The sequence below is a fragment of the Moorena sp. SIO4E2 genome (assembly GCF_010671945.1).
Classification (GTDB): domain Bacteria; phylum Cyanobacteriota; class Cyanobacteriia; order Cyanobacteriales; family Coleofasciculaceae; genus Moorena; species Moorena producens.
This window is the reverse complement of sequence record NZ_JAAHIE010000334.1, coordinates 1-8,276: the sequence shown is the minus strand read 5'-3', so window position 1 is coordinate 8,276 and position 8,276 is coordinate 1. Positions and strand designations below refer to the sequence as shown.

Genomic DNA, 8,276 nt, shown 5'->3' with positions numbered 1-8,276 from the left:
ATTAGCGATCGCATAATCAATACAGTGGTGCGTTACGGGCAGCAACCTAACCGCGAACAGGCAGAAAATCAGGGCTAGCCCGTCCCTAACCCACCCTACGCAACTGCATCGCTGAAAGCCCCGTGGAAAGTGGGGATCCCCCCTAACCCCCCTTAATAAGGGGGGGACAAACCCTTAATAAGGGGGGGACAAACCGTTGCTGATCTGACTCCCCATCTCCCCACACTTCCCACACTTCACTCCCGACTCCATCGGTGCGCTTGACCCGTAATTAAATTCGCCACGGGTCGCACCGCTCCCGACTCCCGATTCCCGATTCCCGTTCCCCTCCTGGGAGGGGTTAGGGGTGGGTTCCGATTCCCGATTCCCTTATTTAGCAGAAATAGAAAATTACTACTATAAAGACTTGATGAATTTATCCGAATAATAGTGACATAAAAAAAAACTCATGGCATCAATGAATAAGGTGATTTTTTGACGGCAAGGAAAGAGCATGAATGGCAAGGCTCTTTCCTTTTTATAGGGGATATTACGTGAGAAATTGTAATGAAGCGATCGCTTCATTACAATTAATATTATCCTTCCCAAATATAAATAATGCTAAACCGATAATTTATTCATGTTTATGAAGCAAAAATATATTTATATATTATATTATAGCATCGGTTAATCTTTACTAGTTTATCTTACATTTGGCCATGAATCTGGAAAATAAATCCGGATATCTGGAGGTAAGTAGGTATTTATTTATTGGTAGATCATTAGATAAGCATTCAGCGTCGTGCTATCCAATATATGCTATCAGCTATTAATGATAAGTTCAACAGCAATCTTGCTATGACCTGCTAAGCTATCAGCTATCAGCTAATGCGCTACAGATGGTGCTACTTGAGGTGCTATCAGCCAATAGCGTCAGCCATTCGCGTAGCGTGGCCTTTTGGCCAAGGCTGACGGCTGAGGACTGACGGCTGAATGCTTAATGGACTTACTCTCTTGATTTAAAACGCTATCAGCTATCAGCTGACCGCTGAGCACTGATGGCTGATAGCTAATAGCTGTTGGCGTAGCCTGCGCGTAGCGCATATGCTTAGGATTATTGTCAATGTTAAGTGCCCACAGCCTTAGCAACTGAGGAGTTTTGTAAGACAAAATATTATGCCGAGATTTGAATTTGATGACCCCCGCTTTACTCTAAATACTTTTCAAGTTAGTGATAATAACGCTGCTTCAAATAATAAACTGATCGATTTACCTGACGGTAATAGCACTGGCACTGCTACTACAACCTTTGATTTGCCCAGTGGCACTTACCAGGTCATCCTGAAAGTTGCTGATGAGACAGACGGGAATAGCACAGTCGGTGTCACCATTGGTAATCAGACATTTTCATTCACTCTCGATGATCCCAATCCTAATGCTGGTATTTTTCCTGATGCTGATGCGTTCAAGGATCTGACCGTTAGCAATAGCATATTTATTCCCGAGGGGACTCAAATCACCATTAGTGGGGAAAGTGACGATGATGAACGTATTCGACTTGATTATATTGACTTCAACCTACTTAATGAAGCTCCTGTTCCAGTAGATGACACTGCTACTACTGATCAAAGTACCGAAGTTATCATTGATGTCCTAGGTAATGACTCTGATCCTGAAGGGGATCCCCTGACTGTAAACATTGAAGCGCAGCAATTTAATGGTACAGCAGTAGTCAATCAAGATAACACCATTACCTACACTCCTAATGATGGTTTCACTGGGACTGATACCTTCACCTACCAGGTCAGTGATGGCATCAATCCTGGGGTCACAGCTACGGTTACCGTTGATGTCCCTAATAAACCTCCAGTAGCGGAAGACGATACTGCAAGCACTGATTTAAACACTGCAGTTACTATCGATGTCCTAGCTAATGACGTTGATCCTGAGGGAGATCCCCTGACTGTAACCCTTGACCAGCAGGGCGGTAATGGCACAGCAGTAGTCAATGACGTTGATGGCACCATTACCTATACTCCTGTTGATGGTTTCACTGGCACTGATACCTTCACTTATCAGCTTAGTGATGGCATCAATCCTCCGGTCAAAGCTACGGTTAGTGTTAATGTTAATCAACCTCCAGTAGCAGACAACGATACTGCTACCACTACTTCAAACACTGCAGTTAATATCAATGTCCTAGGTAATGACACTGATGCTGATGGGGATGGGCTGACTGTAACCATTGAACCGCAGGAATTTAATGGCACAGCAGTAGTCAATGACGTTGATGGCACCATTACCTATACGCCAAATGCGGACTTCACTGGGGCTGATAGCTTCACCTACCAGGTCAGTGATGGCACTAATCCTCCAGTCACAGCTACGGTTAACGTTGAGGTAACTAATCCTAATCAACCTCCAGTACCGGTAGACGATACTGCTACCACTACTTCAAACACCGCAGTTACCATTGATGTCCTAGGTAATGACACTGATGCTGATGGGGATGGGCTGACTGTAACCATTGAACCGCAGGAATTTAATGGCACAGCAGTAGTCAATGACGTTGATGGCACCATTACCTATACGCCAAATGCGGACTTCACTGGGGCTGATAGCTTCACCTACCAGGTCAGTGATGGCACTAATGCTACGGTCACAGCTACCGTTAACGTTAATGTCACTAATAATCAATCTCCAGTAGCGACAAACAATAACAATACTGCTACCACTGAGCCAAACACTCAAGTTACCATTGATGTTCTAGCTAACTACTCTGATCCTGATGGCGATCCGCTAAGTTTTGCAATTGTCACGGAGCCAACCAACGGTACGGCAGCAGTCAATGATAATGGCACTCCGGATAATCCGACAGATGACTTTATTATCTATACGCCAAATGCGGACTTCACTGGCACTGATAGCTTGACTTTTGAGGTAAGCGATGGCAGTGGCGGTACTAGCACAGGCACTGTTAACATCACCATTGAAGAGAGTGGTCCGGTATCCTCGACTCTGACTCAGAATGCCAATAATACCTTCACCATTACCGGCGACACTGCTGGACAATCCCAACTCCAATTCACTCTTACAGGTCGCGAGGCTGGTGAGGTCAGTGAAATTGGAGTATTTGCTGTTGATAGTGCCGAAGGTACAATCAATGGCATTGCCCCTGGTCAGAGTGGTTATGTACAAGCTGCTCTATCTCAGGCTAAGACAATTTTCTCTGTTCTCCCTGACGGTTTAGGTACTGCTCAAGCCACCCGCACCATCGACAGTTTTGACGTCAACGATAACCTGGTATTCTACGTAATCCAAGGTGGCTCTAAAGATGGGGTGCTAGGGGGACAGGATCCTACCTCCAACGTATTCTTCAGTGGTGCTTCATTTAATAGCGATGGTCAGAACCATGTACAGGTAACTGACAATGGCAATGGTCAGTTAACCTTGGGCTTTGAAGATGGCAATGACGGAGACTTCAATGATGCAACTGTGATTGTCTCAGACGGTTCAGGTTCGACTCCGCCAGTGGGAACAGGCACTACCCAGATTCAAGGGCAACGGGAACTGCTGGATTTGACCGATGTGACTGGTACAGTGACTGGTAGTCTTGTGGTCAACAGTGAAGCTTCTTTCAATAATACCATTGGCTGGTATCGGATTGATGATGAAAGTGGCACAGTTAACGGTATCAATGTTGGTAATGCTGGTTATGCACAAGCTGCACTATCCAATCAGGTAGACTTAAGTGCTGGAGTATCCGGTGGGGTACTACTGGCTCCATTCCTGATTTCCGATGGTACAGTAGCGGAGTTCCTAGCTGATAATCCTTCTAATGCAGATCAAGAGGATTCCGACCTGAATGCCTTCTTTGCTTTCGTGGGGGCTAACCCAGATGGAGTTGACCACGTTCGCCTGCTAGGGGATAACACCTTTGGTTTCGAGGATCTGTTTGGTGGTGGTGACCAAGACTACAACGATGTGGTAGTACAGGTTAACTTAAGTGTTGCCTAAGCACACTGCGGACGCTTTTTCCTAGTAGTAGGGTGCGTTAATAACGCACCTTACAATTACTCTAGATTTTGGACTAAAGCTATCAGCGTGTCGCGTATCAGCTAATGCGCTACAGGCACGCTACTGTTCGCGCAGCGTGCCTGTAGCGCAATCGGTGCTTTTGAATAAAAGAGGTAAGCAAAAGTTTAATCTGAGTTATAGCACTACGCATTCAGATGTTTGACATTGTCTTGATGCAAAGCGCGAGTGGGGGAAACCACGGCAGTCGCTCATGGGGGGAACCCCCAAGACCGCGCTGCCTCCCCAAGACCGTAATGGTGCGTTTGACCTTGGCGAATTAAATTCGCCACGGGTCGCACCTCTGCATCGCTCCTAAACTCCGAAACGTAAGTAATCGCTTACTTCTGACTTGCGGACTTGCGGACTTGCGGACTTGCGCGTAGCGCTATAAGTCTGCTCACCGCTGACCCCTGACCGCTGACCGCTGACCGCTGAATGCTTACCTCAAGCAAATATACCCTACAAGCCTCAGTATCAGCTGAGGTTTTTTTTTGTTTCATCGAATATTTTCACTGGTAAAATTAAAAATCGAATAGCACTATAGCAATCCCATCCCATCTACCATCCTATATATATGAACTCCTATCGTCGATTTAACCTAACCTTGGCAGCAGTTACCTTTCCCAGTTTATTTGGGTTTGGCTTATTGAACGCTGCTGTTGACCCTTACGGAGTCATAAATAGCCCAGAGTTACCCGGTCTAAATCAGTTAAAACCTGAACAATTTAACCATGTCAGACTATTCAAGGCTATAGATGTTATTCGTAATGAACCCAAAATCGTTTTGTTAGGTTCATCACGAACTGACCTGGGACTTAACCCAAACCACCCAGGACTGAAACCAGGAAACTCCGGATACAATTTGGCACTAGTTGGTCCAAATATGTATGAAGTTAAACGTTATTTTGACCATGCTATAACTAATCAACCGGATTTAAAAACCGTTGTGATTGGTATTGATTTTTTCATGTTCAATGACTTGAAAACTAATGCTCCAGATTTTAAGGAAAGTCTTCTTAATCAAGAAACTATTCCCCTGCAAGAGTTGATTAATTCGACCCTATCCCTAAACGCGCTGAATGCTACCAAATCAACCGTAAGTTCTAGTATCAAGTCAAAGGCTTACTATCTTTATGATGCCCATGGTATGCGTTTTGTTTATAACAATAAGCCCGATCAACCTTCACTAGGAAGGTTTAAGGACACGCTCAAGGGCTTAATGACAAGTGATGGATATTATAAAGAGTATCGACTTTCCGATAGTTTTTTGGATGATCTTCAAGACATTGTTGATACCTGTAAGGAAAAAGGGATAGAGCTAAAAGTATTTATATCACCATCCCATGCTACTCAATGGGAAAGTCTTAGGGTTACTGGACTTTGGCCAGTGTTTGAAGAATGGAAACGTCGGTTAGTGGAGATTACACCATTGTGGGATTTTTCTGGTTATAACAGCATTACCACAGAATCGATTAGGGAAGGGATGAAAAACTATTGGGATAGCTCTCATTATCGCGAGGAAGTAGGTGATCTAATCCTGAATCGCCTGTTCAGTTATCAAGTTCAGACTGTTCCAGAGGATTTTGGTGTTCTAATTACACCAGCAAATATTGAATCCCACCTCGGTAAAGTTAGGAATGAGCGGGAGTCATGGGCAGAGACTAATGGTGATCTAGTCAAGTTAGTGGAAGATTTAAACCAAAAATCTGAGATAGCGAGTAAGTAATTTTCCTATACTTAGTGTGGTTTGGTAAGAAGTAGGGTGGGCAAAAACCTTTTGGTTAAAATCAGTCTTCTCGATCAGATAACTTTGCCCACCCTACTATCAGGCAAAAACCTTTTGGTTAAAATCATTCTTCTAGATCAGATAACTTTGCCCACCCTACTATCAGGCAAAAACCTTTTGGTTAAAATCATTCTTCTAGATCAGATAACTTTGCCCACCCTACTATCAGGCAAAAACCTTTTGGTTAAAATCATTCTTCTCGATCAGATAACTTTGCCCAGCCTACTATCAGGCAAAAACCTTTTGGTTAAAATCATTCTTCTAGATCAGATAACTTTGCCCAGCCTACTATCAGGCAAAAACCTTTTGGTTAAAATCAGTCTTCTAGATAACATAACTTTGCCCACCCTTTAATTGGGATTTTTTTGACACGCAAGTCCCTAAGCTGAATGCTTACCCGAAAGATTCAAGAGCTTCCCCTGGGCTGATTCTACAATGGCGTCTCGGATGAAGGCACTTGCTTGGATAATCTCTATTCCAATTAAGTCTCCTGCTTCATTGAGTTCGGCCGTAATGTTAGGACTAATCTCGACACTACCTGCTTCTGGTTCATCAGACAGGGTAAGGTGAAGGATATCCTCTTGTTCAAAGTATGTCATCTTGGCATTATTCATTAATTGTAAATCTCCCAGTTCTTAAGCGGAATCGTAGTTGTTGACGGGTGGTGCTATGGATGGTTACTGGAGTTATCAAATCACCACTGCGTTCATAAGGAATTATGACTAACTGATTGTCGTGCTTGCCAACTGCGATCTGTCTGCCTGTGACGGTATCATAATATCTCTCTCCAGAAAATCTCAGGATTTCCTCGATCTTAGCTAGGTCAAATCCCCTGAGTTCGGCTCGATACTGTAGATAATTTGACCAGACAATTTGTGGCATTTGTTAAACGTTGCTGAAGTTTGAGTTGCGAGCACAACTTCTATAATACACGCAAGCAATCCCACTCCTTCTTACAATATCTTCCAATTCTAACCAAAACGCGATCGCCTACGGTGGATACTTCGTACCATCCTAAAAATACCTCATCCTTAATATTTAATCCTTAAAACTTAATACTTCTAATACCTAGTTTCCAGTCAATTGAGCAATTTGCTTCAAATCCACATTGCCACCGCTGATAATGACACCAATCCGAGCATTGGGCATGTTAATGATACCTTCAAGTAGGGCAGCAGCAGCTAAGGCACCAGTGGGTTCAACTACAATTTTGAGCCGTTCCCAGAGGAAAAACATGGTACGGATAATCGCAGCTTCCGATACAGTTACCATGTCATCGACGTAATTAAGGACTAGGGGAAAGGTAAGTTTACCCAGGCTGGGAGTTCTGGCTCCGTCAGCAATGGTATTGGGATTGTCAACAGTTTGGAGGATTTTGCTATGGAAGGAACGGGTGGCATCATCGGCCTGTGCTGGTTCTACACCAATCACACGGCAATTAGGATATAGGGTTTTGGTTGCGATCGCACATCCGGAGAGTAAGCCACCACCACCACAACACACCAGTAACAGATCCAGTGGACCGACTTGTTCTAGGAGTTCTTTGGCCGTAGTACCCTGTCCAGCAATAATGTGGGGGTGATCGTAGGGAGGAATGATAGTGAGTTTGCGATCGCGTGATAACTCTTCCGCTAATGCTTCCCGTCTCAATTCAGCCCGATCATATAAAATTACTTCAGCACCATAGCCACGGGTAGCGGCTTGCTTGACAGCTGGGGCATCTTTGGGCATGACTACAGTGGTGGGAATACCGAGGAGGGTGCCAGATAATGCGATCGCTTGGCCATGATTACCAGAAGAAAAGGTGAGAACCCCTCGCTGTTTTTGTTCTTCAGATAGTTGTGACAGAGCGTTATAAGCCCCTCGAAACTTAAAGGCACCAATACGTTGGAAGTTTTCGCATTTGAAGAAGACTTGAGCCTTGGTGAGCTGGTTGACAGTCCTGGAGGTATGGACTGGAGTTTGATGGGCATTGCCCAATAGGCGTTTAGCGGCGGCTTCTATGTCAGTGTAGGTTACGGGTAATGCTTGCAGTTCCATAGCAGTAGGGAGTCGGGAGCGGTGCGACCCGTGGCGAATTTAATTCGCCTACGGAAAGCGCACCGAGGGAGTAGGAAGTCGGGAATCGGGAATCGGGAATCGGGAGTCGGGGTAAGAAACTTGAATGTACCTGATCAGTATCAGAAACGCGCTTACTTAATTGTTAATTGTTAATTGTTAATTGTTAATTTTCAATTCTTAATTCTCAATTCTCAATTCTCAATTCTCAATTCTGAGATTACTTGATCAATTTTAGAGGATATGGTTAAGGTTGATCATAGAGAACAATAAAACTACCAATAACCACCACAGCCAATGCTGAGGGGACTAATGGTACCCAATACCCTTGTTTCAAAAGACCTAAGCAGGACCCGTAGAGAATCGATAGAGCCAA

At 44.3% G+C, this 8,276-nt stretch carries 8 protein-coding genes; 3 read left to right on the top strand and 5 right to left on the bottom strand.

Annotation, left to right across the window (positions count from 1 at the left end):
- Window positions 1–912: 912 nt before the first annotated feature.
- Window positions 913–1,149 carry a hypothetical protein gene (locus F6K37_RS26140; protein WP_131827060.1) on the bottom strand — a complete coding sequence of 79 codons (237 nt, stop codon included), beginning with the start codon at window positions 1,147–1,149 and terminating at the stop codon, window positions 913–915.
- A 6-nt stretch (window positions 1,150–1,155) separates the two neighbouring features.
- Here F6K37_RS26140 and F6K37_RS26135 point away from each other — a divergent pair, with 6 nt between their 5' ends.
- The gene (locus F6K37_RS26135; RefSeq protein ID WP_008187092.1) at window positions 1,156–3,996 is read left to right on the top strand and encodes an Ig-like domain-containing protein; all 2,841 of its coding nucleotides are present in this window, start codon (window positions 1,156–1,158) and stop codon (window positions 3,994–3,996) included.
- Window positions 3,997–4,394: 398 nt separating this feature from the next.
- On the opposite strand, the gene F6K37_RS26130 is transcribed toward F6K37_RS26135, so the two are convergent.
- Window positions 4,395–4,556, bottom strand: a complete 162-nt coding sequence (locus F6K37_RS26130) for a hypothetical protein (protein ID WP_287253216.1) — start codon at window positions 4,554–4,556, stop codon at window positions 4,395–4,397.
- 74 nt (window positions 4,557–4,630) lie between these two features.
- On the opposite strand from F6K37_RS26130, the gene F6K37_RS26125 reads away from it, so the two are divergent.
- Entirely contained in the window at window positions 4,631–5,782 is a 1,152-nt protein-coding gene (locus tag F6K37_RS26125; protein WP_008187090.1) for a hypothetical protein, read from the top strand.
- 440 nt (window positions 5,783–6,222) lie between these two features.
- Here F6K37_RS26125 and F6K37_RS26120 read toward each other — a convergent pair whose 3' ends face one another.
- The 3 genes from F6K37_RS26120 to F6K37_RS26110 form a co-directional block, all read right to left on the bottom strand.
- Window positions 6,223–6,456: a DUF2283 domain-containing protein gene (locus F6K37_RS26120; protein WP_008187086.1), complete on the bottom strand. Its 234-nt coding sequence runs from the start codon at window positions 6,454–6,456 to the stop codon at window positions 6,223–6,225.
- Window positions 6,449–6,724 carry a hypothetical protein gene (locus F6K37_RS26115; protein ID WP_287253212.1) on the bottom strand — a complete coding sequence of 92 codons (276 nt, stop codon included), beginning with the start codon at window positions 6,722–6,724 and terminating at the stop codon, window positions 6,449–6,451. Before F6K37_RS26115 ends, F6K37_RS26120 begins: the two co-directional genes overlap by 8 nt.
- Window positions 6,725–6,910: 186 nt before the next feature.
- Complete coding sequence (locus tag F6K37_RS26110; RefSeq protein WP_287253210.1) at window positions 6,911–7,882, bottom strand: threo-3-hydroxy-L-aspartate ammonia-lyase; 972 nt, start codon at window positions 7,880–7,882, stop codon at window positions 6,911–6,913.
- 30 nt (window positions 7,883–7,912) lie between these two features.
- Between F6K37_RS26110 and F6K37_RS26105 the strand changes: the two genes are divergently transcribed.
- A complete protein-coding gene (locus F6K37_RS26105) occupies window positions 7,913–8,056 on the top strand; it encodes a hypothetical protein (protein WP_287253209.1) in 144 nt (47 codons plus the stop codon).
- Window positions 8,057–8,276: the final 220 nt, after the last annotated feature.

What these genes read in the sequence shown, in the direction of transcription:
- F6K37_RS26135 (WP_008187092.1), top strand. Translation starts at nt 1,156, where the DNA reads ATGCCGAGATTTGAATTTGATGACCCCCGCTTTACTCTAAATACTTTT.
- F6K37_RS26130 (WP_287253216.1), bottom strand. Translation starts at nt 4,556, where the DNA reads ATGAAACAAAAAAAAACCTCAGCTGATACTGAGGCTTGTAGGGTATAT.
- F6K37_RS26125 (WP_008187090.1), top strand. Translation starts at nt 4,631, where the DNA reads ATGAACTCCTATCGTCGATTTAACCTAACCTTGGCAGCAGTTACCTTT.
- F6K37_RS26120 (WP_008187086.1), bottom strand. Translation starts at nt 6,456, where the DNA reads ATGAATAATGCCAAGATGACATACTTTGAACAAGAGGATATCCTTCAC.
- F6K37_RS26115 (WP_287253212.1), bottom strand. Translation starts at nt 6,724, where the DNA reads ATGCCACAAATTGTCTGGTCAAATTATCTACAGTATCGAGCCGAACTC.
- F6K37_RS26110 (WP_287253210.1), bottom strand. Translation starts at nt 7,882, where the DNA reads ATGGAACTGCAAGCATTACCCGTAACCTACACTGACATAGAAGCCGCC.